25 protein-coding genes are annotated in these 25,131 nt (G+C 65.3%); 4 read left to right on the top strand and 21 right to left on the bottom strand.

The window, feature by feature from the left end; genetic code table 11:
- Nucleotides 1-3: 3 nt before the first annotated feature.
- The 4 genes from AB7P10_RS16495 to AB7P10_RS16480 all read right to left on the bottom strand — a co-directional run bounded on the left by AB7P10_RS16495 (nt 4) and on the right by AB7P10_RS16480 (nt 2,362).
- A complete protein-coding gene (locus AB7P10_RS16495; RefSeq protein ID WP_428294939.1) occupies nt 4-486 on the bottom strand; it encodes a CreA family protein in 483 nt (160 codons plus the stop codon).
- A gap of 99 nt (nt 487-585) precedes the next feature.
- Nucleotides 586-1,050 (bottom strand): SRPBCC family protein, encoded by a 465-nt coding sequence (locus tag AB7P10_RS16490; protein ID WP_428294938.1) that lies wholly within the window; start codon nt 1,048-1,050, stop codon nt 586-588.
- Nucleotides 1,047-1,418 (bottom strand): ArsR/SmtB family transcription factor, encoded by a 372-nt coding sequence (locus AB7P10_RS16485; protein WP_428294937.1) that lies wholly within the window; start codon nt 1,416-1,418, stop codon nt 1,047-1,049. Before AB7P10_RS16485 ends, AB7P10_RS16490 begins: the two co-directional genes overlap by 4 nt.
- Nucleotides 1,419-1,471: 53 nt before the next feature.
- Nucleotides 1,472-2,362, bottom strand: a complete 891-nt coding sequence (locus AB7P10_RS16480) for a class I SAM-dependent methyltransferase (RefSeq protein WP_428294936.1) — start codon at nt 2,360-2,362, stop codon at nt 1,472-1,474.
- Nucleotides 2,363-2,491: 129 nt separating this feature from the next.
- Between AB7P10_RS16480 and AB7P10_RS16475 the strand changes: the two genes are divergently transcribed.
- Nucleotides 2,492-3,181: a winged helix-turn-helix transcriptional regulator gene (locus AB7P10_RS16475; RefSeq protein ID WP_428294935.1), complete on the top strand. Its 690-nt coding sequence runs from the start codon at nt 2,492-2,494 to the stop codon at nt 3,179-3,181.
- 542 nt (nt 3,182-3,723) lie between these two features.
- Nucleotides 3,724-6,651: a P-loop NTPase fold protein gene (locus tag AB7P10_RS16470; protein WP_428294934.1), complete on the top strand. Its 2,928-nt coding sequence runs from the start codon at nt 3,724-3,726 to the stop codon at nt 6,649-6,651.
- Between the two features lie 305 nt (nt 6,652-6,956).
- Here AB7P10_RS16470 and AB7P10_RS16465 read toward each other — a convergent pair whose 3' ends face one another.
- The 7 genes from AB7P10_RS16465 to AB7P10_RS16435 form a co-directional block, all read right to left on the bottom strand.
- The gene (locus AB7P10_RS16465; protein ID WP_428294933.1) at nt 6,957-7,493 is read right to left on the bottom strand and encodes a hypothetical protein; all 537 of its coding nucleotides are present in this window, start codon (nt 7,491-7,493) and stop codon (nt 6,957-6,959) included.
- Nucleotides 7,494-7,786: 293 nt separating this feature from the next.
- Nucleotides 7,787-9,241 (bottom strand): aldehyde dehydrogenase, encoded by a 1,455-nt coding sequence (locus AB7P10_RS16460; RefSeq protein ID WP_428294932.1) that lies wholly within the window; start codon nt 9,239-9,241, stop codon nt 7,787-7,789.
- 40 nt (nt 9,242-9,281) lie between these two features.
- The gene (locus AB7P10_RS16455) at nt 9,282-10,100 is read right to left on the bottom strand and encodes an ABC transporter ATP-binding protein (protein WP_428294931.1); all 819 of its coding nucleotides are present in this window, start codon (nt 10,098-10,100) and stop codon (nt 9,282-9,284) included.
- A complete protein-coding gene (locus AB7P10_RS16450; protein WP_428294930.1) occupies nt 10,097-10,903 on the bottom strand; it encodes an ABC transporter ATP-binding protein in 807 nt (268 codons plus the stop codon). The genes AB7P10_RS16455 and AB7P10_RS16450 overlap by 4 nt, the downstream gene beginning before the upstream one ends.
- Nucleotides 10,893-11,921 carry a branched-chain amino acid ABC transporter permease gene (locus AB7P10_RS16445; RefSeq protein ID WP_428294929.1) on the bottom strand — a complete coding sequence of 343 codons (1,029 nt, stop codon included), beginning with the start codon at nt 11,919-11,921 and terminating at the stop codon, nt 10,893-10,895. The genes AB7P10_RS16450 and AB7P10_RS16445 overlap by 11 nt, the downstream gene beginning before the upstream one ends.
- A complete protein-coding gene (locus AB7P10_RS16440) occupies nt 11,918-12,820 on the bottom strand; it encodes a branched-chain amino acid ABC transporter permease (protein WP_428294928.1) in 903 nt (300 codons plus the stop codon). The genes AB7P10_RS16445 and AB7P10_RS16440 overlap by 4 nt, the downstream gene beginning before the upstream one ends.
- Before the next feature lie 126 nt (nt 12,821-12,946).
- Nucleotides 12,947-14,149, bottom strand: coding sequence for an amino acid ABC transporter substrate-binding protein (locus AB7P10_RS16435; protein ID WP_428294927.1), 1,203 nt, complete (start codon nt 14,147-14,149; stop codon nt 12,947-12,949).
- Nucleotides 14,150-14,343: 194 nt separating this feature from the next.
- On the opposite strand from AB7P10_RS16435, the gene AB7P10_RS16430 reads away from it, so the two are divergent.
- The gene (locus AB7P10_RS16430) at nt 14,344-15,303 is read left to right on the top strand and encodes a helix-turn-helix domain-containing protein (protein WP_428294926.1); all 960 of its coding nucleotides are present in this window, start codon (nt 14,344-14,346) and stop codon (nt 15,301-15,303) included.
- Nucleotides 15,304-15,309: 6 nt separating this feature from the next.
- On the opposite strand, the gene holA is transcribed toward AB7P10_RS16430, so the two are convergent.
- The 7 genes from holA to AB7P10_RS16395 all read right to left on the bottom strand — a co-directional run bounded on the left by holA (nt 15,310) and on the right by AB7P10_RS16395 (nt 22,381).
- Nucleotides 15,310-16,362: a DNA polymerase III subunit delta gene (holA, locus tag AB7P10_RS16425; RefSeq protein WP_428294925.1), complete on the bottom strand. Its 1,053-nt coding sequence runs from the start codon at nt 16,360-16,362 to the stop codon at nt 15,310-15,312.
- A gap of 16 nt (nt 16,363-16,378) precedes the next feature.
- Nucleotides 16,379-16,924, bottom strand: coding sequence for an LPS assembly lipoprotein LptE (lptE, locus tag AB7P10_RS16420; protein ID WP_428294924.1), 546 nt, complete (start codon nt 16,922-16,924; stop codon nt 16,379-16,381).
- 13 nt (nt 16,925-16,937) lie between these two features.
- Entirely contained in the window at nt 16,938-19,625 is a 2,688-nt protein-coding gene (gene leuS, locus AB7P10_RS16415; RefSeq protein ID WP_428294923.1) for a leucine--tRNA ligase, read from the bottom strand.
- 115 nt (nt 19,626-19,740) lie between these two features.
- Nucleotides 19,741-20,133 (bottom strand): ExbD/TolR family protein, encoded by a 393-nt coding sequence (locus tag AB7P10_RS16410; protein ID WP_428294922.1) that lies wholly within the window; start codon nt 20,131-20,133, stop codon nt 19,741-19,743.
- 41 nt (nt 20,134-20,174) lie between these two features.
- Nucleotides 20,175-20,846: a MotA/TolQ/ExbB proton channel family protein gene (locus tag AB7P10_RS16405; protein WP_428294921.1), complete on the bottom strand. Its 672-nt coding sequence runs from the start codon at nt 20,844-20,846 to the stop codon at nt 20,175-20,177.
- 162 nt (nt 20,847-21,008) lie between these two features.
- Nucleotides 21,009-21,773, bottom strand: a complete 765-nt coding sequence (gene dapB, locus AB7P10_RS16400; protein WP_428294963.1) for a 4-hydroxy-tetrahydrodipicolinate reductase — start codon at nt 21,771-21,773, stop codon at nt 21,009-21,011.
- 50 nt (nt 21,774-21,823) lie between these two features.
- Entirely contained in the window at nt 21,824-22,381 is a 558-nt protein-coding gene (locus AB7P10_RS16395) for an outer membrane protein assembly factor BamE (RefSeq protein ID WP_428294920.1), read from the bottom strand.
- 154 nt (nt 22,382-22,535) lie between these two features.
- Between AB7P10_RS16395 and fur the strand changes: the two genes are divergently transcribed.
- Complete coding sequence (gene fur, locus AB7P10_RS16390; protein WP_428294919.1) at nt 22,536-22,997, top strand: ferric iron uptake transcriptional regulator; 462 nt, start codon at nt 22,536-22,538, stop codon at nt 22,995-22,997.
- Nucleotides 22,998-23,004: 7 nt separating this feature from the next.
- Here the strand turns inward: fur and hprK are convergent, their stop codons facing one another.
- The 3 genes from hprK to hpf all read right to left on the bottom strand — a co-directional run bounded on the left by hprK (nt 23,005) and on the right by hpf (nt 24,990).
- The gene (hprK, locus tag AB7P10_RS16385) at nt 23,005-23,955 is read right to left on the bottom strand and encodes an HPr(Ser) kinase/phosphatase (RefSeq protein ID WP_428294918.1); all 951 of its coding nucleotides are present in this window, start codon (nt 23,953-23,955) and stop codon (nt 23,005-23,007) included.
- A gap of 91 nt (nt 23,956-24,046) precedes the next feature.
- Nucleotides 24,047-24,517: a PTS sugar transporter subunit IIA gene (locus AB7P10_RS16380; RefSeq protein WP_428294917.1), complete on the bottom strand. Its 471-nt coding sequence runs from the start codon at nt 24,515-24,517 to the stop codon at nt 24,047-24,049.
- Nucleotides 24,518-24,660: 143 nt separating this feature from the next.
- On the bottom strand, nt 24,661-24,990 hold the full coding sequence (gene hpf / locus AB7P10_RS16375; protein ID WP_291113681.1) for a ribosome hibernation-promoting factor, HPF/YfiA family: 330 nt from the start codon (nt 24,988-24,990) through the stop codon (nt 24,661-24,663).
- Nucleotides 24,991-25,131: the final 141 nt, after the last annotated feature.

The following is a 25,131-nucleotide window of genomic DNA, read 5'->3' as shown; positions in this document are numbered from 1 at the left end:
CCCTCAACGCAGCGGAATGGCCGTGGCCCGGTCCACCGCCACCGCCGTGACCGAGTTCTGCGGCGAGCCTTCGATCACGCGGTCCGAGTAGGTGAGGTAGACCAGCGTGTGCCGCTTGGCATCCACCATGCGCACGATGCGCAGCCGCTTGAAGACCAGGCTGATGCGCTCGCTGAAGATTTCCTCCTGCGGCTTGATCGGCTTGGGGATGGTGATGGGCCCCACCTGACGGCAGGCGATGGAGGCTTCGGACTTGTCCTCGGCCAGACCGAAGGCGCCCGAAATGCCGCCGGTCTTCGCGCGCGAGACGAAACAGGTGACGCCGCTCACGCCCGGGTCGTCGAACGCCTCGACCACGATCTTGTGGTTGGGGCCGATGAACTTGAACACGGTGCTGACTTCGCCGATTTCTTCGGCCGTGGCGGCAGGCGCGAGGGCAACACAGGCCAGAAGCAAGGAGTAGACGGGAAGGGCAAAGCGGCGCATGGCGGTCCTTCGGTAGGAAATGTCGAGTGGCCACACGGTAGCAGGCCGCCAGCGGCGCGGGCCGGCGTGCGCCGATCTCATGGCAACCTGCTGGCGCTCTCAGGCGCCCGTCACATCCAGCGCCGCCTCCAGGCTGGCCAGGATCTGCGCCCAGCCCTGGCGTGCGCGGTCGGCGTAGTCCTTCCACTCGGGCTGCATCTCTGCCGTGAGGCGCAGCGTGCAGCCGCCGTCCGCCTCAGGCGTGATCTCGATGGTCACGATGTCGAAGCTGGGCGATGCGGCCGGTATGCCGAACGTGAACACCAGATGCCGTGGCCGATCAATGACGAGGTACTCCCCGGTGTGCTCCACATCGCCATCAGGGCGCCTGTCGGTCAGCACGAACCGCCCGCCAATGCGCGGATCGATGTCGCAGCGAACCATCTCGCCGGTCTCGGTGGAAAACAGGAACCGGCTCGCCAGGCGCACATCCAGCCAGGCATCGAACACCCGCTCGGCCGGCTGGCGGAACCGGTGATGGACAGTGATGGCGAGATGGCCTTCGGTCTTCATTTCGGTCTTCATGGTCGGCGAACTCCTTTGCTGTGCCGGGGTGAAGCTGCATCCTCCGCGTCCAGCAACGCCTGCAAACGCTGCAGGCGGCCCGTCCAGTCGCGCTGACGCGACTGAAGCCAGTCCGACGCCTCCGCCAGCGGGCGCGGCTCGAGACGCAGGACATGTTCGCGCCCCGAGCGACGGCGCGTGATGAGGCCGGCGCGCTCCAGGATGCGGATGTGCTTGGACACGGAATTGAGCGAGATGGCGAACGGCGCGGCCACCTCGGTCACACGGGCTTCGCCCGAGGACAACCGCGCCAGGATGGCGCGGCGGGTCTCGTCGGCCAGGGCAACGAACAGGTTGTCGAGTCGGCTGGCGGTCAACGCGTTCTTCATTCACCCATTTTGGTGAATGTTAAAGAAGACGTCAACTGACGGCGACGGCCGGCTCAGCGCGTGCCCGCCCCCACCAGCATCTCGCACGGTCCGACGAAACCCGCCGCCGGGGTTTCGAAGCGGAGCAAGGCCGCCTCGATCTCCCTCCATGTGTCGGTGCGCTCGTCGTCACTCAGGCTGGCCATCATCTGGTGCAGGGCGCCGAAGGACTCGCGCTCGAAGCGCACGCACTCGGCGGCCGTGGGAAGACGCACGGGGGAATCGACCTTGCGCACCTCCACGTCGCGGAAGCCGGCCTGCTCCAGCGTCTTCGCCAGCACGCCTTCAGCCCCCAGCGAGAACGGCCCCGGTTGCCCGGGCAAGGGCGGCGGCAACTGCGCGCGGCGCCGGATGATGCCGACCGGCACAGCGAAGAAGGGGTTGCGCTCGGCGGTGGAATACACCACCGCGGCGAAGCGCCCGCCCGGCTTCAGCGCATGGCGGATGCCGGCCAGCGCCCGCTGCTGGTCGGGAAAGTAGATCAGGCCCACGCGCGAGACCGCGGCGTCGAACGAGGCGGCGGGCAGCAGGTCGTGGCGCTCGCCATCGAGCTCCAGGGTGTCCACGTTGGCCAGCCCGGCCTGCCTGGCCGCTGCCTGTGCATGGCGCAGGATGGCGGGCGAGATGTCGGTGGCCAGCACGTGGCCGCGCGTGCCCACGCGGCGAGCGGCCACCAGGGTTTGTTCGCCCGCGCCGGCCGCCACGTCGAGCACGCGCACGCCGGGGCCGACGGCCGCCATGTCCAGCATGGCCTCTGTCGCCGGCCCGAGCCAGCGCGCCAGCAACGGCCCCCATCGGTCCCAGGCTTCGGCGGCGTTTTCCCACTGCGCGCGCGTGGTCTGGCGAAACTTCTCGGCGTCGAAGACGGCCGGGGCAGAGGGAGGTGAAACGAGGGTATCGGTCATGGCAGTGCTCCTTGGAACTTGACCGTTGCGACATGCACGGTCGGTCTTCAAGGTAGGCGCGATGCCGGGCGCCCTCAAGTCCAGAATCTGGAGTAGGCGTTCCGGCAACACACCGATAGACTGGCCCGCATGATCGACTACATGCAGTTCTGTACCGTCGCCCGCGGCGCCGAGGTGCTGGGCGAATTGTGGACACCGCTGGTGGTGCGCGAGCTGCTGTGCGGCAGCCACCGCTTCAACGACATCCACCGCGGCGTGCCGCGCATGTCGGCCACGCTGCTCACGCAGCGCCTGCGCAAGCTGGAAGAAATCGGCGTCGTGGAGCGGCGCCGCGTCGAGAAAAGCTGGGAATACCACCTGACGCCCGCCGGCGAGGAACTGCGACCCATCGTCGTGGGCATCGGCCACTGGGGTGCGCGCTGGATCGGCAGCCGGCTGCGGCGCGAGCAGCTCGACGCGGGCTTCCTGATGTGGGACATCCGCCGCTTCGCGCGGCTGGATGAATTTCCCGATGACGAGCGCACCGTCGTGCATTTCCGCTTCAGCGATGCACCGGCGGCCGAGCGCCAATGGTGGCTGGTGGTGAACCACCACGAGGCCGACCTCTGCCGCGACGACCCGGGCCACGACGTCAGCGTGCTGGTGGACTCGACGGTGCGCGCACTCACCGAAATCTGGACCGGCGACAGCAACCCCGAGCAGGCCATCCAGTCGGGCGACCTGAAGGTGCAGGGCGCGGGCCGCAACGGCCAGCGGCTCTGGCGCTGGCTGGGGCGCAGCATGTTCGCGCCGACGCGCATGGCAGCACAGCAGCGGTGACCCAGGCGAATGCGCACCTTGACTCTCTCAGCGCTGCTCGCCCTCATCACCCTGGGTGCGGCATCTGCCTCCACCCCCTGGCTGGTGCCGGCCTGCACCGCATCCCCACCAACCACCACCCTCGCCCACGGCGGCGGCCTCAATGCCTGCGGCTGCCACTTCAACCGCAAGACGGGCGCGTGCCATTGCCACCAGGCACGGGGTTGTGGGTGTGCGTGTCAGCCTGCAGGCTGTGGGTGAGGGTGATTGCGGTTGAGGTGGTGGTCGGCTCTGCAGCGGGAGCAGTCGCTAGCGTTTGCGGGCCGCGTGACAGGTTGCAGACATTTTGGGGTCACTCGTACCTGACTAGGCTCACGAGCCCGTGGGGTCAATGAGACCTGCAGTCTTCCATATTGACCCCTATGCAATGCTCCGGTCGGGTTCAATGGCTGGGCGCTATCCTTCGGCCAGAACACTAGGCGCCCTCTACTGAAGGCGGCCACTACAAGCTTCGCGCCGACAAGGCCAATCTTTTGGAGATCCCCGTGGCGAGACATGCTCAGATGAGAATGCCCGAGCTTTTGGTCTATGGCCGCATGGTCATCTCTGGGTTTTTGCTGGCAGAGGGCTTCCGCCTTGCGTTCCTTGCTAGCTCGGCGTTCGGCTATTGGATTTCCGATGCGCTCCCTCTGCCTATAGTTTGTGCTGCGCTGCTCTTTTGCTTTGCCATACCTGTCGTCTATGGATGGAAGCGCCAGGCCATTGCACAGTTACGAAGGATGATCGCCAGCTGGCGAATCGATCTTCTGGCTAGTGTGGCACTCGGAATTTGGGCGGATTTCCTTGTGGCGCCGAAACTCGCAAAGGTTCATGCCGCCATCAGTAGGCAAGATATGGGCTGGGCTCCCCTTGTGTTGGGCATGCTCATCGTAGTTCTTCTGGCGTCAGTTACCAGAGATTTCATTGCCCGGAGGTCGAAGCCGCTCGGGCAGGTGCACTTTCTGCCCGACGATGAAATTGGCGACGAGCGGGAGGATGCACTTGGGATCGCAGAACAAGCGAAGGGGTTTGCACAGACAGTCTTGGCAGCAGGAGCGCAAACGGGACTCGTCTTCGGAATCGATGCTCCATGGGGAACAGGCAAGACAAGCTTCCTAAACATTGCGGTGCGTGAGTGGGCAAAGTCTGAATTCACGGTGGTGGTCAATTTCCAGACCCTAAGGTACGCGTCCGAGCCAGATCTATCGGATAGATTCATACGAGAGATGTGCACTGCAATCCAGAAGCAAGCCTTCGCACCCGAGTTCGCGCCCGCTGCCGACCGTTACTCCCGCATTCTTAAGGGCAAGACGGATGTGTCGTTCCTAGGATTCAGGTTGTCGCTGGAACCATCCGCCGAAACAATCGACGAGCTCTTGGAGGACGTTGATGCCGTCCTCAAACAGTCCAGGAGGCGCTTGATTGTCATCATTGAGGATCTTGACCGGCTGGAGCCGAGATTGGTCAACAACGTGTTATTCACAGTTCGCAGGACCTTCAGGCTAAGCCAAGCTGCCTACATCCTTTGCTATGACACTGAGATGCTGGTAGCCGGCAGAGAGGAAGGGTGGCGGGCACGAGACTTTCTTGAGAAATTCATTGCCGTAAAGCAGAGCCTCTTTGTCGACGGCGAGGTATTAAGAAAATTCCTGCTGACAGATTGGAAGAAGGATGCTTCCCGCTTCCCGCTTATTCCCGCTGACACCATGTTCAAGCTCTCCGGCGTCATGAATGTCGTCGCGAACATGGTCGCAGGTAAGGAGTCACATCACTACGCGCCACTTGTCGGCGACCTTAGAAAGCTGAAGCGTCTCGTCAATGCAATGCTTTTGATGCAACTCGATAAGTTTGACCTTGGTCGCAGCGACTTTGATCCACAGGACCTTGTGCACTTGGTCCTGCTACATCTTCGGTACCCAGGCATCTTTCGCAAAATTTACTTGGAAGAAACCGAGGGTCGCAGCGGCATGTTCTCTCTGAAACGAGGGGACGCGCGAGAATCCGCAAACCTTCGCAACGCGGACGGCTTCGACGAGTTCACGAAGCAGTTGGACGAAACAGGAAAGTTCCTTGTCAAGAAGCTATTCGACATTCGCGTCCTCAAGTTCGGCAATCTCCAGCAACCTAGCGAGGACATGCGGCGATCGCGTGCTTGCTTCAATAGCGAAAGCCGCAACCTTGAAAACTATCTGAAGCTGATCGTACGCTTCACAGCGCCCACAGATGTTGAAACCTTCCGGCTCTATAGGGAGGCCGTGGACGCTGTGATTGCTGGAACGAGAACCATAAAGGAAGTTCTAAGTTCGGATCAGTTCTCTCTTAGGCATGGGGAACATGTCCAAGATAAGCTCTGGCGGGTACTGGTCAATAGCGCACATGAACTTCAGCCACTTCAAGCGAACGAAGTAATTGACCAAATGATTAATGTCTTGCCGACCTACCCTTCGACGGAAGGCCGAGGTCGCGGCCTGAGACAGCGAAGTATCTTTGCACTCGCGACACTTCTTGATCGTGTTGGATATGGCGCTCCGCGGAATGGGCGCATTCGAGACAACACGAACGTACGTGAGATTGCAGCGCGTATCTTGGGAGAGTCGAGCAACCATTCGCCAGCACTCATAGAGAGGATTGCCGCGCCCGAGCGTGGGCCTCTGGGTTGGAACGACTTGATGGTCTTCCGGCTAGTATGCAGCATCGATCGAGAAGGTAGCCTTAGCAACGTGTATAGAGGCTTGCTCCAGTTCGAGGACCCTGAGGCCACAGGCGGTGGCGAAGTGTCGTTTCTTGCAGTCAATTCTTTGCGACGTATGTCTCAAAGGATCTTCAAGTTGTTCAAGACGAGGTACATCGAGGTCAACGTGAACTTCTATCTTGCTGTGGACGAGGTTTCTGATAGTGAGATATTCGGGCACGTGAGTCCTCCGCAAGGAGATGGCGATAAGTCAGAAACCCCTGATGCGGTGCGATCAACTATCAAGACGTTTGTTATCTATCAGCTAGTAAATGACCAGCGCGGCACCGGAGCCGGAGTTGGCTGCGGCTTCTACGACGAGGACGGGGCAGATGACCAATGCGGCATTCGAACAGCAATGACGCATTACTTGCTGGACTTTTGTTTTGATCCGTCGGTACGCCCAGAGCACGCGTTCGTGTTCGGTGACTTCTGCGTTCGAAGCATGCGGGAGGCGAGCTACCTCGTTCTCGGAGAGGTAACGTCCTCGTCAATTGAGTCCGCCCTTACAAAAGTTTTGCCCAGGAAAGACTTGGTACTGTTCTGGCAGAGGCACAGGGAATTCTTTCAGCGTGAACTTCTCAATCTCGAGCGGGGAATCATTACGAACGGCCTCGTGACTACCTACAAGGAAGCGCTTCCAAGTGTCTTCTCTACACTTGACTTCATGGCGGGGGTTGCCGCCGACACACCCATGCCGACTAGCGAGGCTGCAAGCTAGTCCCGTCCACTAGGCACAGTTCATCCTCAAGCTGCAAGGATAGAAATTGCGGCTAGCCGATTTGCTCCTAGCAGCTCCATGCCATATGGCTGCTTGGTGAACTGACATGTCTGTGAATTGAGGGCCCACGATGTTGTTCGTTGAACGTCCACTGGCAGTCGATGCAGATATTCGACCCGACGCTTGCAAACGACTCTGATCAGTCTAAAGCGGCACAACTCGCGCAAGAGCACTACGAGTCCGTTGTTCAACGTATCCCCCTCGCCAACACAGGGGGCACGTAGCGCTCCGACGGAAATAAACTGTCAACGCCCTTGGCTCGCCTGGAACCGTCCGCTCAGGAATTTACCAGCGGACCCGTTGAGAGCGCTTCGGTCCAACAACTTGCTCGAGAACCTGAATTCACTGTCGATGCGCACGATCAGCAACTGTTCAAAGTCGCCTTGACTCTTGACCATTACACGGTCGCTGGCTTTCTCGGGTGAGATCGTCTTTACCTCGATCAAGCGGCCGTCAATCGTTCCGTCAGACCCAGCTGTATGCGCGACGTGGCGAATGAGTCCAAACTTGATCTCAGCATATAGCTCCCCAAGCTCACCCCAGATCTGCATATGCCTGCCGGTGGACTCAAAGTATCTCGCCGCGCAATCCACGAGATCGCAGAAAACCTCAACCTGCTCTAGGGTGCCGAATGGGAACTCTTCTCTGAGCTCCCTACGCGTCAACTCTCTGTCGATGTACTCCCATTCCCATGGGGCCGCGCCGGACCCTGCAGCGTCCGCAATTTCATCGGCGCTGTAGCCTAGCGCGTGCATTTCGTGCAGGAAATCCCAGTCGCTCATGGCTTACTCCCGGATGTCAGGTGATGAGGTGTGTGTTATTCACAATGAGCTCAGCAGTGCGCGCCTTAACCTGTCAGCGGCAGTCTAGTCACAGCATCTATTTGCGCAAGCGATCGACATCGAAGGCCAGCATTTGAATGACTGAAAAGTGGCGAAGATCGCACATCGAGATCGCCGATTGAAGCGGCGGCACCCAGTCTTTAACGGCCCTCCAACCACACCAAAACGAAGGCCCTGGAAGCACTGCCTCCAAGGCCTTCGCCTCTCTTTCCCCCATCCCCACCCACCAGAAATCAGAACGGATAATGCCGCGGCGTGGTCTGCAGCGTGATCCAGCGCAGTTCGGTGAACTCGGCAATGCCGGCCTTGCCGCCGAAGCGGCCGATGCCGCTGCCCTTGACGCCGCCGAAGGGCATTTGCGCTTCGTCGTGCACGGTGGGGCCGTTAACGTGGCAGATGCCGGAGTCGATCTTGCGCGCGACGTTGAAGGCGCGGGCGATGTCGCCGCCGAAGACGGCGGCGCTCAGGCCGTATTCGTTGTCGTTGGCGCAGGCAATGGCTTCTTCCACGCCCTTGACGCGCACCACGCATTTGACCGGGCCGAAAGTTTCCTCGTGGTAGATGCGCATGGCCGGCGTGACGTGGTCGAGCACGGTGGCGGGCATGAGCGTGCTGTCGGCCTTGCCGCCGCACACCAGCTTGGCGCCCTTGGCCAGCGCGTCGTCGATGAGGGCGTTGCAGTGATCCACCGTGCCCTGGCCGATGACAGAACCGAGCACCACGGGCTCGGGCTTGCGCGGGTCGCCCAGGGGCAGGTTCTTCGCCTTGTCGCCGAACTTCTTCACGAACTCGTCGGCAATCTTCTGGTCCACGATGATGCGTTCGGTGCTCATGCAGATCTGGCCGCTGTTGGCGAAGGCGCCGAAGGCCGCGCCGTTGACGGCGTCTTCGATGTTGGCGTCGTCCAGGATCACCATGGGCGCCTTGCCGCCCAGTTCGAGCACCACGGGCTTCAAGTACTTGGCGCAGGTCATGGCGATGATCTTGCCGACCTTGGTGGAGCCGGTGAAGTTCACGCGGCGCACGGCCGGGTGCGCCACCATGGCTTCCACCACCGCACCCGCGTCGGCCGGTGCGTTGGTGAGGTAATTCACCACGCCGGGCGGGAAGCCCGCGTCCTGAAAGGCTTCGGCGATGAGCTGGTGGGTGCGCGGGCAGTTCTCGCTGCCCTTGAAGATGACGGTGTTGCCGCAGGCCAGGGGCACGCAGATGGCGCGCACGCCCAGGATGATGGGTGCGTTCCAGGGCGCGATGCCGAGCACCACGCCAGCGGGCTGGCGCACGCCCATGGCGAGCGAGCCGGGCACGTCCGACGGGATCACCTCGCCCGCCACCTGGGTGGTGAGCGCGGCGGCCTCGCGGATCATGCTGGCCGCCAGCATGGTGTTGAAGCCGGCCCACATGCCGGTGGCGCCGGTTTCGGCGGCCACGGCCTCGACGAACTTGGGCAGCTTGGCCTCCAGCGCGTCGGCGGCCTTGAGCAGCAGGGCGCGGCGTTCGTTGGGGCCGGTCTCGCTCCAGGTCTTGAAGGACTCGGCGGCGGACTCCACCGCCATCACGGCGTCGGCGGGGCTGGCGGCGGGTGCGCGCGTGGCCACGCTGCCGTCGAGCGGGTTGCGGCGTTCGAAGGTGGCGCCTTTTTCGGCCGTGACTTTCAGGCCGTTGATGAGCATGGACATGTCGGACATGGTGGTTTCTCCTTGGGTGTGCGTGTGTGCGTTGGGGTGTTCAGGCGGTCGTGGCCACGGCCTTGCGGCGCTGCACGGCGTCGGCTGCGCTGGTGGTGCCGGTGGCGGGGTCCTTGTCGGCGCCGAGGTACGCCTCGCGGATGACGGTGGAGCGCGCCAGCAGCTTCGCCGGCCCACTGGCCACGAGCGTGCCGCGCTCCATCACATAGCCCCGGTCGGCCACGGCCAGCGCCTTCTTCACGTTCTGTTCGACCATCAGCACGGTGGTGCCGGCGTCGGCGATGCGGCGCACGATGGTGAGCAGCTCGTCCACCATCCTGGGTGCCAGGCCGAGCGAGGGTTCGTCGAGCATGAGCAGGCGTGGCGCGCACATCATGGCGCGCGCCACGGCCACCATCTGCTGTTCGCCGCCGCTCATGGTGCCGGCCAGTTGCGTGGCGCGCTCCTTGAGCTTGGGAAAGTCCACGAAGGCCTGGGCCAGCCGCCCGGCGCGCAGCGCCTTGGGCACCAGCCAGCCACCGAGTTCCAGGTTTTCCGCCACGGTGAGTTGCGGGAACAGCTGCCGGCCCTCGGGCACCAGGGCCACGCCGGCCTGCACGATCTCGTGCGTCTTCTCGGCCAGCTCCTGGCCGTCGAGCAGCACGGTGCCGCTGCGCGGAATGAGGCCGTTGAGAGCCTTGAGCAGCGTGGTCTTGCCCGCGCCGTTGGGGCCTAGCACGACGGTAAGGCCGGGCGGGATGTCGAGCGCGATGTCGCGCAGCACCAGGAAGGCGCCGTAGCCGGCGGACAGGCCGCTGACCTTGAGCCGCGCGCGTGCGCCGCCGCCGAGCTCGAAGGGGTTGGGGCGGTACCACATCATGCGGCGGCCTCCACGCTGTCTTCGTTCATCTCGTCACCCAGGTAGGCCTCGATCACCTCGGCGTTGCGCACCACGTCGCGCGGCGTGCCGTCGGCGATCTTGCGGCCCTGGTGCAGCACGATCACGCGCTCGACGTGGCGCAGCAGCGTGGTCACGGCGTGTTCGATCCAGACCACGGTGAGGTCCAGTTCATCGCGCAGGCGGCGGATCAGGCGCGCCATCTCCTCCACCTCGTTCTCGGTCAGGCCGGCGGCCACTTCGTCGAGCAGCAGCATGCGCGGCCGCGTGGCCAGCGCCATGCCGATCTCCAGCAGGCGCTGCTGCGACGGCGTGATGGCCGCGGCCGGCAGATCGGCCTGCGCGCTCAGGCCGATGAGGCCCAGGATGCTTTCGGGCGTGCGCAGCACCCACGGCACCGAAGACTCTTCGCCCCACAGGATGTACTTGCGCGGCCGCCGGCCGGCGAACTTGAGGCCGAAGGCGATGTTGTCGCGCACCAGCATGTCGCCGAAGACGCGCGGCGTCTGGAAGGTGCGCGCCAGGCCGTGCGCGGCAAAGCGGTGCGGCCCCTTGCCGCCCAGTTCGCGCCCGCGCACCGAGAGCGCGCCGCTGGTGGGTTTGGTCACGCCCGAGATGGCGTTGAAGAAGGTCGTCTTGCCCGCGCCGTTGGGGCCAATGATGCCGACCAGCTCACCGGGCATGAAGCGCGCGCTGACGGTGTCGACTGCGGTGAGTCCGCCGAAGCGCACGGTGACGTCGCGGGCGTCAAGCAGGGGCTGTTTCGTGGTGGCTTCAGAAGACATCGCGACGCTCCCGCAGGTCCTTCTCACGCCGCTTGCGCCGCTCGGTCTCGCCGCTCAGGTCGTCCTTGGTCTCCGTCCACCAGGCTTTGGCGCCGTCGCGCCAGCCCCGGAAGGTGTCAGCGCGCAGCGAGGCCAGGCCGCCCGGCAGGTACAGCACCGAGAGGATGAGCAGCAGGCCCAGCGACATCATGTAGATCTGCGGCACCTGCAGGCGCAGCGTCTCGGCCAGTACGCTGAAGACGATGGCGGCAATGAGCGGGCCCCACAGCGTGGCCGCGCCGCCGATGAGCGCGATCAGCACGGTCTGGAAACCGATGAAGGGGTTGAAGACGGTGTGCGGGTCGATGTAGGTCCAGCGCACCGACATGGCCGCGCCCACCGCGCCGGCCACCGCCGCCGTGAGCGCGAAGCCCGCCGTCTTGACCCAGCGCGTGTTCACGCCCAGGGTCTGCGCGCGCTGCTCGTCCGCGCCGATGCCGAGCATGGCCAGGCCGAAGCGCGTGCGGCGGATGGCGATGGACAGCGCCACCGTGATCACGGCCAGCGCCAGCACGGTGAAGTAGATGGTGTCGCGCTCGGGCACGACCATGAGCACGCGGCCCACGGTGCCGGTGACGCTTTTCTCGAAGTAGCTGATCGCGTGCCGGATCAACTCGGTCATGCCGAAGGTGAGCACCGCGAAATAGGTGCCGCGCAGGTGCAGCACGGCCGCGCCCATGAGCACCGCCACGCCGGCGGCGATGAGCGCGCCCAGCGCGATGGCCTGCGGCCACGACACCTGTTCGAGCAGCACGGCGCTGGTGTAGGCGCCGATGCCGAAGAAGGCCGAGGTGGCCAGCGAGAGGTAGCGCGTGGTGCCGCAGAACAGCGCCCAGCTCGACGAAAGCGCGATGTACATCAGGCAGGTCAGCGCCATGGAGACGGCGAACTCGCTGGCAAAGCCGGGCAGGGCCAGCGCCCAGCCGGTGAGGCCGAAGAGGACCAGCAGGTCGCGGATGAGGAACTGTCTTGAAGTCATGCCTTGCGGCTCTTTCGGGAGAAGAGTCCCTCGGGGCGCAGCAGCAGCACGCTGATGAAGACCACGTAGCTCAACAAGGCCTTGAGCGAGGGGTTGGTGAAGTGCATGCCCAGCGCTTCGATCACGCCGAGCAGCAGGCCGCCGGCCAGCGCGCCGCCCATGCTGCCAAAGCCGCCGAGCGTGATGACGATGAGCGCCGTGACGGTGTAGGGCTCGCCCATGGACGGCGAGATGGTGTACGCCATGGACAGCAGGCAGCCAGCCACGCCCGAGAGCCCCAGGCCGATGCCGAACATGAGCGGGTGCAGGCGCCGCGTGTTGATGCCCATGAGCTGCGCGCCGGTGGGCGACTGCATGAGCGCGCGCACGCCCTTGCCCAGCAGCGTGGTGCGCAGCAGCACGATGAGCGCGCCCGAGAACAGCAGCGCCAGGCCGAACACCAGCAGCTTGTTGCCGGCGAACTGCGCGGTGCCGTCGGGCAGCGGAATCTGCACCGGTTCGGTCAGGAAGTCGTAGCCCCGCAGGTCACCGCCCCACATCCAGGACGCGAAGTTCTGCACCAGGAACATGAGCCCGAAGGCCACCATGAGGCCGCGCGCCTCGAACACGTCCAGGTTGGGCGAGGTGGCGGTGAGCCGGCGAAAGCACAGGCGGTGCACCACCCAGCCGAGCGCGAACAGCATGCCGAAGGACACCGGCACCATCAACAGGGGGTTGAGCCTGATCGAGGTCTGCGCCATCCAGGTGAGGTAGGCACCCACCATGAGGAATTCGCCGTGCGCAATGTTGAGGATGCGCATCAGCCCGTACTGCAGGTTCAGCCCGAGCGCGACGAGCGCATAGATACCCCCGGTGATGAGACCGGAGGCGAGGAGTTCGAGCCAGGCGGAGAAAGACATGGGGATGACAACTCCGTTCGCACTGAGCTTGTCGAAGTGCTCGCGCGGCTTCGACAGGCTCAGCCCGAACGGATCGGGTTGGTAGGGAGACTCTGGTCCTTCGACAGGCTCAGGACGAGCGGCGCATCACTTCCAGGCGGGCTTGTTCGGGTTCAACGGCGCCGTCGCCACGTTCTTCGGCCACACCACTTCAAACTCACCGTTCTGCCACTGGCTCACGGTCCCCGGCGTGCCCACGTTCTCGCTGCCGTTGAACTTGATGTCGCCAATGATGGTCTTGTGCGTGGTGCCGGCCACGTAGTCGCGGATCGCCTTGCGGTCCAGGCCGTTCGCCTTGACGGCGTTGGTGAGTATCTCCAGCCCCGCCCAGCAGGCGCCGCTGGCCCAGCGGTCCGGCTCCTTGCCGGCGAACTTCTTGGTGTGCGCATCGAAGTAGGCCTTGGCGCCAGCGCTGGTCTTGCCGTTCCACGAGCCCATGCCGAGCACGCCCTCGGCGCCGGCCGGGGTCATGACGTTGCGGTAGAGCTGGAAGGCCGTGCCCACCGAGGCGTAGAAGAACTTCGGGTTGAAGCCGATTTCCTTGGCCTGGCGGCTGGCCAGGATGGTGTCGGGCGGGTAGGTGAAGCCGACGAAGGCGTCGGGGTTCTTGTCCTTCATGGAGCGCAGCACGGGCGAGAGGTCCTTCACGCCGCCGGGGTAGCTCTTGTCTTCCACCAGGGTGATGCCGCTGCCCTGCAGCGCGACCTTGAAGGCGGCGAAGTTCTCCAGGCCGAACAGGTCGTCCACGTAGATCAGCGCCACGGTCTTCACGCCGTTGGCCTTGAACATGTCGACCAGCGCATTGGTCATGGGCGCGGGCTGCTGCAGCAGCAGGAAGAAGTAGGGCAGCTTCATCTCCACCAGGCGCTTGCTCAGCGCGGTGGGCGCGAGGAAGGGGTAGCCGAAGCGGTTGGCCAGCGGCGCAACGGCGAAGTTGGCATTGCTGCCCCAGGGCGGAAGAATCAGGTCGACCTTGTCGCTGCCCATGAGCTTTTCGTACGTGCGCACCACGGTCTCGGTGTCGCTGCGGTCGTCGCTGCTGATGAGCTCGATCGGGCGTTTCACGCCCTTCACGTCCAGGCCACCCGCGGCGTTCTGCTGCTCGGCCCACAAGAGGTAGTTGGGCTCCTGGCTGACCTGCGCGCCACCCGTCCAGGGGCCGGTGCGCGACATCGAATAGCCGATGCGCACGGGCGCGGCCTGAGCGAGCAGCTGCGGCGCGAACGACAGGGCGCCCACCGTGGCGGCGGCGCTTTGAATGACCAGACGTCGATTGGGATGATGGGCCATGGTGATGTCTCCTGGAGTTGTGGTGGACCGGGTGCCCATCGTAGGCAGAAGCGGCCCGCGCCGCTATGCTGAAGACGCACGGACTGCTTGCCGGAACGTGCATACCGGTACGGGTTAACCCTTGACCCTGTGCCGCGCGCACCCGGGCACCCCGGCCGATAATTTCTCCCCATCTGCCCGCCCCGGAGCCCCCCATGCCATCCACGTCCGAAATGAGCACCGACGTCGTCGCGCCCGGCGAGCGCGCGGCGATCTGGCGCGACTGGGTGTGGACGCACTTCGGCGGCCTGGAGTCCGACCTGTACGGCGACACCGGGTTCGACGGCCACATGCACGCCTCGCACGCGGGTGAGGTGGTGCTGACCAAGCTGGAGGCCAACCGCCACCGCGTGCTGCGCAGCCCCAAGCTGGCGCGCGGCAGCGAGCGCGCCTACCTGAAGATCGTCGCGCCCTGGCGGGGCAGCGCGGGCGTGCAACAGCACGACCGGCAGGCGTGGGTGCGCCCCGGTGGCTGGGCGATCTATGACACCACCGGCAGCTACGAGATCGCCAACCCCGAGCGGGTGGAGCACCTGATCGTGATGCTGCCCAAGGAGCAGCTCACGGAACGCGGCATCAAGCTGGAACCCCTGATGGCGCGGCACGTGGGCGGCGTCAGCGGCATCGCGCGCGTGGCGCTGGAGACCATGCGCACCACCTACCAGGAACTGCCAGGCATGAGCGATGCGGCCGCGCGCGGCGCGGGCGAGCTCATTGTGGAACTGGTGCGCCTGTCGCTGCAGGAGCTCGCGGGCCGCGAGAACAGCACCACCCAGCTGGAGGCGTTTCGCGACCGCATCCGCGAGCACATCGGCCAGCACCTGCGCGATCCCGCGCTCACGCTCGACCACATCGCGCAGGCGCTCAACTGCAGCAAGCGGCACCTGCACAACGCCTTCAGCGCCGAGGACGACACGCCGGCGCACTACATCCAGCGCCAGCGCATCCAGGCCTGCATGCGCGAACTGGCCCACCCGGCGCGCGCGCACCGCACCATCACCGAGATTGCGTTCTCCTGGGGCTTCAACAACGGTGCGCACTTCAGCCGCGTGTTCCGCGAACACACGGGGCAGTCGCCAAGCGATTTCCGGGAGGCGGCGCTGCGAAGGGACTGAACCCGCTCAGCGCACGCTACAGGCCTGCGACACCTTCATGGCCATCTGCTGCAAGGCCTGCCAGGGATCGGCCGGCCAGGAAGGCGCCTTCAGGCCTTTGACGATGCCGTCCACGGTGTGCGCATCGTCGAGCCAGCGCGACAGCGTGGCCAGGCTCAGCAGCGGCAGCGCGCGCTCCATGAGCTTTTCCTTCACGCCCCACACCCGGTTCTCGCGCAGGGCCATGGGCAGCGGGCGGCCCGCGTCCATCGCGGTGCGGATGCGGTGCAGGGTGCGGATGTCTTCCGACAGCGCCCAGTGCACCAGCACAGGCGCCTCGCCCTCGGCCTGCAGGCCATCAAGCATGCGCTGCACGCGCTGCACCTGGCCGCCCAGCACCGCTTCGGCCAGCTTGAAGGCGTCGTAGCGCGCCACGTTGAGCACGGCGGACTCCACTTGCTCGAACGACAGTTCACCCGCCGGGTGCAGCAGCGCGAGCTTCTGGATCTCCTGGTGCGCGGCCAGCAGGTTGCCCTCGACCCGGTCGGCGAAGAACTGCAGCGTGCGCTGGCCTTCCTCGCCCGAGGCCACGCGCTGGCCCTGCTGCTGCAGGCGCTGCGCGATCCACTGCGGCAGGGCCTTGCGGTCCACCGGGTCGAGCTTGATGGTGGCGCCGAAGTTCTCCAGCGCGGCGAACCAGGCGCCTTTCTGCGTCGCCATGTCCAGGCGCGGCAGCAACACCAGCGTGAGCGTGCTGTCGTTGTCCTGCGCTGCCTGGGCGATCTGCTGCAGCGCCTGCGAACCATCCTTGCCGGGTTTGCCCGAAGGAATGCGGATCTCGATGATCTGCTTGTCCGCGAACAGGCTCATCGAGCCGCCGCTGGCGAGCACCTCGCCCCAGTCGAAATGCGCGCCGGCCACGGTGTGCACCGTGCGCTCTGTGTAGCCCTGTTCGCGAGCGGCTGCGCGGATTGCATCGGCCGCTTCCTGCACCAGCAGGGGCTCGTCGCCGTGCAGCGTGTACAGGCTGCGCAGGCCGCGCTGCAGCTGAGCGGTCAATTGGGGCGCGGCGATCTGCATGGGTGTGGGCCCGACGTCAGAGCGACTTCACCGCCGCCAGGCGGCGCACCACCTGCTGCACCACATCGGAGGTCATGTCGCGGTAGAGCAGCGCTTCTTCGGCCTCCTTGGACAGCACGGCGGTTTCGCTGAAGCTCAGGTCGCGCTCCAGCAGCAGCTCGGTGTCGCCGATCAGTTCCTTTTCCTTCGGTGTGCGCAGCCGGAAGCTGAAGCGCGTGCGCAACTGCAGCTCACGCACCTGGCCGGCGGCGGTCTGGCCCACGGCGAGGCGTTCGCGCTGGTCGGTGATCACGGTCAGCACCACCTGCGCGGGCGCGGCGCCCTCTGGCGGTATCGGCGTGGCCGAAGTCAGCACCTGCAGGCCGTTGACCCGCAGCGCGGTGCGCAGCTCGATCGCCACCGGCGAGTTCTCACTGCCGGCGATGCGCACAGACTCGAAGGCGAAGGTGGGAGCCTGGCGCAGCACGAAGCCACAGCCCGAGACACCGAGCACCGCCGTGCCCACCACCAGATGTTGCAGCGCGCGGCGCCGCGCCAGGAATGGGGGCTGCAGGAATCTCATGCGGGCGGCTTTCTCAAACGACGATGTTGACCAGGCGGCCGGGCACGACCACCACCTTCTTCGGCGCCGCGCCCGCAGCCTGCTTGATGAAGGCCTCTGAGGCCAGCGCGGCCGCCTCGATGGCGGCCTTGTCGGCGCTGGCGGCCACGGTGACGCTGCCGCGCAGCTTGCCGTTGATCTGCAGCACGAGTTCGAGTTCGTCGCGCTTGAGCGCGCCCTCGTCGGCCTGGGGCCAGGGCGCGTCGAGCAATTCGCCCGCGTAGCCCAGTTCGGTCCAGAGCGTGTGCGCGATGTGCGGTGTGGCCGGGTAGATCGCGCGCAGCAGGATGCCGAAGCCTTCGGCCAGCGCGGCGTTGTCGGCAGCGGAGCCATCGGGCTTGAAGTCTTCCAGCGCGTTGAGCATCTTCATCGCGCCAGAAACCACGGTGTTGTACTGCATGCGCTGGTAGTCGTAGTCCACCTGCTTGAGCACGGTGTGGATCTCCAGGCGCAGTGCTTTTGCGGCCTTGGAGTACGCATCAGCATTCAGCCGTTGAGCGACAAAAGTCCCAGCGCCGTGGATCGAAGAATGCAACTTCACCCCGAAGGCCCACACGCGGCGCAGGAAGCGATAGCTCCCTTCCACCGCCGCGTCGTTCCACTCCAGCGTGGCCTCCGGTGGCGCGGTGAACATGGTGTACAGGCGCGCGGTGTCGGCGCCGTACTTTTCAATCAGGTCCTGCGGGTCGACGCCGTTGTTCTTTGACTTGGACATGGTGCCCACGCCCTCGTAGTCGATGGGCGTGCCCACGGGCAACAGCCCGTCGCCGCTGCTGGCCGGGTTTTTCAGCTTCGCGCCGACGATCTTGCCGCCTTCGTCCAGCACATGCTCCACATCGTGCGGCCAGAAGTAGTCCTTGCCGCCTTTTTCAGTGCGCCGGCTGTAGATGTGGTTGAGCACCATGCCCTGGGTGAGCAGATGCGTGAAGGGTTCGTCCACCTTGATGAGGCCGAGGTCGCGCATCACCTTGGTCCAGAAGCGCGCATAGAGCAGGTGCAGGATGGCGTGCTCAATGCCACCGATGTACTGGTCCATCGGCATCCAGTAGTCCGCGCCCTCGGCCACCATCTTCTCGCTGTTGGTGGGGTCGCAGTAGCGCATGAAGTACCACGACGAATCCACGAAGGTGTCCATGGTGTCGGTCTCGCGCCGCGCGGGTTTTCCGCACACCGGGCAGACCACGCCAGCGTGGAAGCCTTCGTGCTTGTGCAGCGGGTTGCCCGAGCCGTCGGGGATGCAGTCCTGCGGCAGCACGACCGGCAGGTCTTTTTCTGGCACCGGCACGGCACCGTGTTCAGCGCAGTGGATGATGGGAATGGGCGTGCCCCAGTAGCGCTGGCGGCTCACACCCCAGTCGCGCAGGCGGAAGGTGGTCTTCTTCTCGCCCAGGCCCTTGTTGGCCAGCAGGGCAGCGATCTTGTCGACGGCGGCCTTGTAGCCCAGGCCATCGAGCACGCCTGAATTCACGCACACGCCACGCTGCTTGTCGCCGTACCAGTCGGCCCAGGCGTCCAGGCTGAACGTTTCACCTTCGACTGCCACGACCTGCTTGATGGCAATGCCGTACTTGTTGGCAAACGCGAAGTCGCGCTCGTCGTGCGCCGGCACGCCCATCACCGCGCCGTCGCCGTAGCTCATCAGCACGTAGTTGCCCACCCAGACGTCCACCTCTTCGCCCGTGAGCGGGTGCGTGACGGACAGGCCGGTGGCCATGCCCTTCTTTTCCTGCGTGGCCAGTTCGGCCTCGGTCGTGCCACCGGTCTTGCATTCTTCGATGAAGGCGGCCAGCGACGGGTTGCAGGCGGCGGCGTGCGTGGCCAGCGGGTGTTCCGGCGCCACGGCGCAGAAGGTCACGCCCATGATGGTGTCGGCGCGGGTGGTGAAGACGTACATGCGGCCGCCGCTGATGGGTTCACCGCTGGCGTCCTGGATGGTGTGCGGGAAGGCGAAGCGCACACCCTCGCTCTTGCCGATCCAGTTCTCCTGCATCAGCCGCACCTTGTCGGGCCAGCCGTTGAGCGTGGCCTTCTCATTGCCGATCTGCACATGGTCAAGCAGTTCGTCGGCGTAGGCCGTGATGTTGAGGTAGTAGCCGGGAATCTCCCGCTTCTCGACCACAGCGCCGGTGCGCCAGCCCTTGCCGTCGATCACCTGCTCGTTGGCCAGCACGGTCTGGTCCACCGGGTCCCAGTTGACGACCTGGGTCTTGCGGTAGGCAATGCCTTTTTCCAGCATCTTGAGGAACAGCCACTGGTTCCACTGGTAGTAGCTGGGGTCGCAGGTGGCCACTTCGCGCGACCAGTCGATGGCCAGGCCCATGGCCTGCATCTGCTGCTTCATGTAGGCGATGTTCTCGTAGGTCCACTTCGCCGGTGGCACACCGTTCTTGATCGCGGCGTTCTCGGCCGGCAGGCCGAAGGCGTCCCAGCCCATGGGCATCAGCACGTTCATGCCCTTCATGCGCAGCTGGCGCGCAAGCATGTCGTTGATGGTGTAGTTGCGCACATGGCCCATGTGCAGCTTGCCGCTGGGATAGGGCAGCATCGAGCAGGCGTAGAACTTGGGCTTTCCCGCGTCCTCGGTCACCCGGTAGGCGTCGGTGGCGTTCCAGTGGGCGTGCGCGGCGCGCTCGACTTCCTTGTGGGCGTATTTGTCTTGCATGAACCAGGGTCCGGGCCTTGCCGGTAGCGGGTGAAAAAGGGAGGCGGTGCGCGCGGGCGCGGGGAGATGCGGGATTTTAGGCCTTGCCCGATCTGCAGGCCCGCCTCCCCGGCATTCAGCGCGCTGGCGGCGGCACGGCGTCGGCCACGAAGCCGATGCGCGAAAGCCCGGCGTCCTGTGCCAGGCCGATGAACTGCACCACGCGGCCATAGGGCACGGTGGTGTCGGCGCGCAGCTGAACTTCCGTCGCCGGGTTGCGTTGAGCGGCCTCGACCAGCCGCTGGCGCAGCAGGTCCTCGGTCACCGGTTCGTCGTTCCAGTGGGGCCGCCCCTGGGCGTCCAGGGCGACCGCCACGGCGACATCGGCCACCGGCGCAGCCATGGCACGCGCTTGCGCCTGCGGCAGCTCCAGCGCCAGCCGGCTGGCCATGAAAGGCGCGGCGACGATGAAGATCACCAGCAGCACCAGCATCACGTCCACCAGTGGCGTGACGTTGATGTCGCTCATGGGTTTGTCCCCGGTGGACCGTTCCAGCCGCCCGAAGCCCATCAGCTGGCCTTGTGCGCAAGCAACTCGCGCAGGTCTCGCGCAAAGCCTTCGAGGTCGGCCTCGAGGCGCGCGGCCTGGCGGCCGAGCACGTTGTACGCCAGCACGGCAGGAATCGCCACGGCCAGGCCGGCGGCGGTCATGATCAGCGCCTCGCCCACGGGGCCGGCCACCTGCTCGATGCGGAACGCGCCGTCCAGACCGATGCCGGTGAGCGCGTGGTAGATACCCCAGACGGTTCCCAGCAGGCCAACGAAAGGCGCGGTCGCCCCGACCGTGGCCAGCAGTACCTGGCCGTACTGCAGGCGGTGCAGCACGCGGTGGAGAGCATCGCGCAGCACCCGAGTGAGCTGCTGCGCGCGGTCGCCGGCGGCGGCCAGGGTGTGCGGCGCGGCGTTGTCGAGGCTGCGCGCGGCCTGCAGCAAGGGCAAAGCGATCTGTTGCGGATCGAAGGCGCGCAGGCGCCGCTCGGCATCGTCCAGGTCTGCGGACTGCCAGAAAGCCGCCGTGCTCAGGTGCAGGTCGCTGCCGGCGCGGCGCAACATCCAGCCCTTCCAGAGAATCACCACCCAACTCGCGACCGACATGGCCAACAGAAGCAGCGCCACGGCGCGGCCGAGGGCATCGGCCTGGGCCAGGGTTTGCAGCAGGCTCTGGCCCAGTGCGCCGTCCATCTCAGTTTTTCGCCGCGCTGGCGAACAACTCGCAACGAGAGAGGCAACGCCCACCAGTGGCACCGCGGGTCCGGCTCCGCCGGCCCCAGGTGCCGTCCCCCCTCGAAGCACCGCAGGCGCGCCACGGAGGGGGGAAGCCGCTCAGCGGCGCAGGGGGGAGCCTCATTTCAAGCCGAGCACGTCGAACATGTCGTACAGCCCGGCCGGCTTGCCGGCAAGGAAGCGCACCGCGCGCAGGCTGCCCTGGGCGTAGGTGGCGCGGCTGCTGGACTTGTGCGTGATCTCGATGCGTTCGCCTGTGCCGGCGAACAGCACCGTGTGGTCGCCCACGATGTCCCCGCCCCGGATAGTGGCGAAACCGATGGAGGATGGGTCGCGCTCGCCGGTTACACCTTCGCGCGCATAGACCGCGCAGTCCTTGAGGTCGCGGCCCAGCGCGCCGGCGATGACTTCACCCATCTTCAGCGCGGTGCCACTGGGCGCGTCCACCTTGTGGCGGTGGTGGGCTTCGATGATCTCGATGTCGTAGCCGGTGGACAGGGCCCTGGCTGCCATCTCCAGCAGCTTGAGCGTGACGTTGACGCCCACGCTCATGTTGGGTGCCATGACGACGGGAATCTGTTGCGCCATCTGGGTGATCTCGACCTTCTGGGCGTCCGAAAAACCGGTGGTGCCGATCACCACGCCCACACCGTGCTTCACGCATTCGCGCAGGTGCGCCATCGTGCCCTCGGGGCGGGTGAAGTCAATCAGGAACTGGCTGCCCGACAGACTGGCTGCCAGGTCGGCGGTGATGGCCACGCCACTGGTGCGGCCGGCAAAGCCCGCCGCGTCCTGGCCGAGGGCCGGACTGCCAGCGACGTCGAGCGCGCCCGTGAGCGCGCAATCACCACTGGCGAGCACCGCCTCCACCAGCATCTGGCCCATGCGGCCGCTGGCACCGGCCACGCACACGCGCAGCGCTGTGGCCGCGGCGCTCAACGCGTGCTCTCCAGCGGCGGGTAGCTCGTGCCGGGCACGGGCGAGGGAGGCGTCGGAGGCGTGGGCGCACCGGCATTCTTTTCCTGGAACGCCTTGAGCTGGGCCTCGGTGGCTTCCAGCGGCGGCACCTTGTCGAACTTGCGGCGCGTGTCCAGCGACGCCACGAACTCCGCCTCGCTCGGCAACTCGTCCGCCTCGAAACGCTCAAGCACGTCCCCCTTGAAGAACAGCGCAACCTTGCGCTGCTGGGGCTCCTGGCCCTGGCGCTTGAAGGTGAACACGTAGTCCCATCGGTCGGCGTGGAACACGCTGCTCAGCAGTGGCGAGCCGAGCACGTCGCGCACTTCCGCGCGCACCATGCCCGCCTTGAGCACCTGAAACTGCTCGCGGGTGACCACATTGCCCTGCACGATGTCGATCCGGTATGGGGTAACCAGATTCGCCACGCTGGTGCAGGCCGGCAAGGCCATTGCGAACACCAGCGCGCACAGGACGCGCACCGCGCTCAAGCTGGGCGACGGGGGATGGACGCGGCGGGGGTTGAGACGGTGCATGTGATGGGCCAGGAATGCGAAACGCCGCGCAAGACACAGGGAGAAATGCCCACCGCGGCGACCGCTGACGATATGATCCGGTCATTGTAGCCCCGGGGGTTCGCGGCCCAGCGTGTCCCGGCCCACGCAGCTTCAACCCCGTGCACCTGCCGCCATGACCAACATCGAAGAACTCAAGAGCACCGGACTCAAGGCCACGCTGCCCCGGCTGAAGATTCTGGAGGTGTTCCAGAATGCCAAGCAGCGGCACATGACGGCCGAGGACGTGTTCCGCGTGCTGCTGGAGGAGCGCTCCGACATCGGCCTCGCCACGGTCTACCGTGTGCTGATGCAGTTTGAACAGGCCGGCCTGCTCACGCGCAGCAATTTTGAGTCGGGCAAGTCGGTGTTCGAACTCAACGAGGGCCAGCACCATGACCACCTCGTGTGCCTGGACTGCGGGCGGGTCGAGGAGTTCTTCGACGCCGAGATCGAGAAGCGCCAGCAGATGGTGGCCAAGAGCCGCGGTTTCGTGCTGCAGGAGCACGCGCTCTCACTCTACGCCAGTTGCAGCAAGACCGACTGCCCGCACAGGGGTCAGGGCCAAGGTCACGGCCACACGCACCGCGCGTCGTGAGCGCGCGTTACTCGCCGCGCGCCATGGCCGCGCGGTGGCGCGAGACAAATTCCTGGTAGGTATCGATGCCGCGCAGCTGCAGGATGGTGTTGCGCACGGCGGCCTCGACCAGCACGGCGATGTTGCGCCCCGCCACCACCTGGATCACCGCCTTGCGCACCGGCACACCCAGCACGTCCTGGTAGAGCGGCTCGTGCGGCATGCGCTCGTAGTCGCGCTCCATGGTCTCGCGCCGCACCAGATGCACGATGAGCGAGAGCCGCATCTTGCGGCGCACCGCGGTTTCGCCAAAGATGGCCTTGATGTCGAGCAGGCCGATGCCCCGCACTTCCAGCAGGTTCTGCAGCAGTTCGGGGCAACGGCCCTCGATGCTGGTCTGGTTGATGCGGTAGAGGTCCACCGCGTCGTCGGCCACCAGGCCGTGACCGCGTGATATCAGCTCCAGCCCCAGTTCGCTCTTGCCCAGGCCGGACTCGCCGGTGATGAGCACGCCCATGCCCAGGATGTCCATGAACACGCCGTGCATGGAGGCGCGGTCGGCGAAATGGCGCGAGAGGTAGGCACGCAGCACGTCGATGACGAAGGCCGCCGACTCGTGCGTGGCGAACATAGGGATCTGCGCGCGCTCGCACATCGCCGTGAGCGCATCGGGTGCGGTTTGGCCATCGGCCACCACCAGCACCGGCGGCTCCAGCGTGACGATGCGCGCCACGCGGCGGCGGTTGTCGTCTTCGTTCGGGCTGGTGAGGTAGGCAACTTCGCGCTCGCCGAACACCTGCACGCGGTAGGGGTGGATGTAGTTGAGGTAACCGACGAGGTCAGCGCCTGAACGCGCGGCCCGGATCGCGACTTCGTCAAAACGGCGCTCGGACGCCCCAAGGCCCGCGATCCACTGCCATTTCAGGGCGTCCCGATGGTCCTCGAACAGGACATCGGCGCTGACAACGGTGGGTTTCAAAGCGGGTGACCGGCCGCCGGACCGCCCCAGGCTTGGTCAGCCCGCTTGGGGGACAGCGACCCGTGAAACGATGGGGCGTCGGGGTTCAACGCTATGCCGCCGCGTGGGCCGATTGCCAGGAAGTGATGAGCTGGTGCAAGGCGGCGGCCTCTGCGGAGGTCTTCATCTGCTCGCGCAAGGCACTGTCGCTGAGCAGCTCGGCGATCTCGGACAGGATTTCCAGGTGCTTCTGCGTGGCTGCCTCGGGCACCAGGAGAAAGATCATCAGTTGCACCGGCTGTTCATCGGGCGCGTCGAATCCGATCGGGCTGGCGAGCTGGAACACGGCGGCCAGCGGCTGCTTGAGTCCCTTGATGCGGCCGTGAGGGATGGCCACGCCATGGCCGAGGCCGGTGGAGCCCAGGCGCTCACGGGCAAACAGACTGTCGGTGATGAGTGCACGGTTGAGTCCGTGCAGGGTCTCGAAGAGCAGGCCCGCTTCTTCAAACGCGCGTTTCTTGCTGGAGGCGTCGACACTGACGAGCACCTGCGCGGCGGGCAATATGGCGGAGAGTCGGTTCATGGGGGCCCTTTCGGACCGCAAATTATGCCGAGTTGGTGTCCCTTGGCTAGACTGCAGGCACAAAAAAGCCGCTTGACATATCAGGCGGCTTGTTGCAATGCAACATATGTCACGCTCCCCCTGAACAAGGGCAGCGACATCCGTTACATCAAGCGTTTGACCGTGCCGTGATGATGGTCTTGCGTCTTGTCCTTGTAGCGCAGCACCTGACGGTCCAGCTTGTCGGCGAGTTCGTCCACAGCGGCATACAGGTCGGCGTGCACGCTCTCTGCGAAGAGGTCACGGCCCTTGACGTGGACGTTGCATTCGGCCTTCTGTCGCAGGTCCTTTTCCTTGAGGTTGTCCACCGTCAACAGCACTTTTATGTCGACCACCTGGTCGAAGTGCCGGGAAATGCGTTCCAGCTTGGTGGTGACGTAGCCGCGCAAGGCGGGCGTGACCTCGAGGTGATGACCGCTGATCGTCAAGTTCATACATGAACCTCCTGTTTGCTCCGGGTTGACACAAGCCGCCGGGGGCAAGACCTCCCGACGGCCACGGGGATGTCTTGAGCCCACTATGCCCATGAATTTGCTCCGACGCAAGCTGACACATATTGCGATACCCGGGAATTT

Origin of the sequence: Hydrogenophaga sp., from assembly GCF_050182545.1 — a bacterium.
Lineage (GTDB): Bacteria > Pseudomonadota > Gammaproteobacteria > Burkholderiales > Burkholderiaceae_C > Hydrogenophaga.
This window is presented reverse-complemented; position numbering and strand designations above follow the sequence as displayed.

What these genes read in the sequence shown, in the direction of transcription:
- AB7P10_RS16430 (WP_428294926.1), top strand. Translation starts at nt 14,344, where the DNA reads ATGCCATCCACGTCCGAAATGAGCACCGACGTCGTCGCGCCCGGCGAG.
- AB7P10_RS16435 (WP_428294927.1), bottom strand. Translation starts at nt 14,149, where the DNA reads ATGGCCCATCATCCCAATCGACGTCTGGTCATTCAAAGCGCCGCCGCC.
- AB7P10_RS16440 (WP_428294928.1), bottom strand. Translation starts at nt 12,820, where the DNA reads ATGTCTTTCTCCGCCTGGCTCGAACTCCTCGCCTCCGGTCTCATCACC.
- AB7P10_RS16450 (WP_428294930.1), bottom strand. Translation starts at nt 10,903, where the DNA reads ATGTCTTCTGAAGCCACCACGAAACAGCCCCTGCTTGACGCCCGCGAC.
- holA (WP_428294925.1), bottom strand. Translation starts at nt 16,362, where the DNA reads ATGCAGATCGCCGCGCCCCAATTGACCGCTCAGCTGCAGCGCGGCCTG.
- AB7P10_RS16480 (WP_428294936.1), bottom strand. Translation starts at nt 2,362, where the DNA reads ATGACCGATACCCTCGTTTCACCTCCCTCTGCCCCGGCCGTCTTCGAC.
- AB7P10_RS16490 (WP_428294938.1), bottom strand. Translation starts at nt 1,050, where the DNA reads ATGAAGACCGAAATGAAGACCGAAGGCCATCTCGCCATCACTGTCCAT.
- AB7P10_RS16460 (WP_428294932.1), bottom strand. Translation starts at nt 9,241, where the DNA reads ATGTCCGACATGTCCATGCTCATCAACGGCCTGAAAGTCACGGCCGAA.
- lptE (WP_428294924.1), bottom strand. Translation starts at nt 16,924, where the DNA reads ATGAGATTCCTGCAGCCCCCATTCCTGGCGCGGCGCCGCGCGCTGCAA.
- AB7P10_RS16380 (WP_428294917.1), bottom strand. Translation starts at nt 24,517, where the DNA reads ATGAACCGACTCTCCGCCATATTGCCCGCCGCGCAGGTGCTCGTCAGT.
- fur (WP_428294919.1), top strand. Translation starts at nt 22,536, where the DNA reads ATGACCAACATCGAAGAACTCAAGAGCACCGGACTCAAGGCCACGCTG.
- AB7P10_RS16405 (WP_428294921.1), bottom strand. Translation starts at nt 20,846, where the DNA reads ATGGACGGCGCACTGGGCCAGAGCCTGCTGCAAACCCTGGCCCAGGCC.
- AB7P10_RS16475 (WP_428294935.1), top strand. Translation starts at nt 2,492, where the DNA reads ATGATCGACTACATGCAGTTCTGTACCGTCGCCCGCGGCGCCGAGGTG.
- leuS (WP_428294923.1), bottom strand. Translation starts at nt 19,625, where the DNA reads ATGCAAGACAAATACGCCCACAAGGAAGTCGAGCGCGCCGCGCACGCC.
- AB7P10_RS16470 (WP_428294934.1), top strand. Translation starts at nt 3,724, where the DNA reads ATGAGAATGCCCGAGCTTTTGGTCTATGGCCGCATGGTCATCTCTGGG.
- AB7P10_RS16495 (WP_428294939.1), bottom strand. Translation starts at nt 486, where the DNA reads ATGCGCCGCTTTGCCCTTCCCGTCTACTCCTTGCTTCTGGCCTGTGTT.
- AB7P10_RS16410 (WP_428294922.1), bottom strand. Translation starts at nt 20,133, where the DNA reads ATGAGCGACATCAACGTCACGCCACTGGTGGACGTGATGCTGGTGCTG.
- AB7P10_RS16455 (WP_428294931.1), bottom strand. Translation starts at nt 10,100, where the DNA reads ATGATGTGGTACCGCCCCAACCCCTTCGAGCTCGGCGGCGGCGCACGC.
- AB7P10_RS16445 (WP_428294929.1), bottom strand. Translation starts at nt 11,921, where the DNA reads ATGACTTCAAGACAGTTCCTCATCCGCGACCTGCTGGTCCTCTTCGGC.
- hpf (WP_291113681.1), bottom strand. Translation starts at nt 24,990, where the DNA reads ATGAACTTGACGATCAGCGGTCATCACCTCGAGGTCACGCCCGCCTTG.
- AB7P10_RS16395 (WP_428294920.1), bottom strand. Translation starts at nt 22,381, where the DNA reads ATGCACCGTCTCAACCCCCGCCGCGTCCATCCCCCGTCGCCCAGCTTG.
- AB7P10_RS16485 (WP_428294937.1), bottom strand. Translation starts at nt 1,418, where the DNA reads ATGAAGAACGCGTTGACCGCCAGCCGACTCGACAACCTGTTCGTTGCC.
- dapB (WP_428294963.1), bottom strand. Translation starts at nt 21,773, where the DNA reads ATGGGCCAGATGCTGGTGGAGGCGGTGCTCGCCAGTGGTGATTGCGCG.
- AB7P10_RS16465 (WP_428294933.1), bottom strand. Translation starts at nt 7,493, where the DNA reads ATGAGCGACTGGGATTTCCTGCACGAAATGCACGCGCTAGGCTACAGC.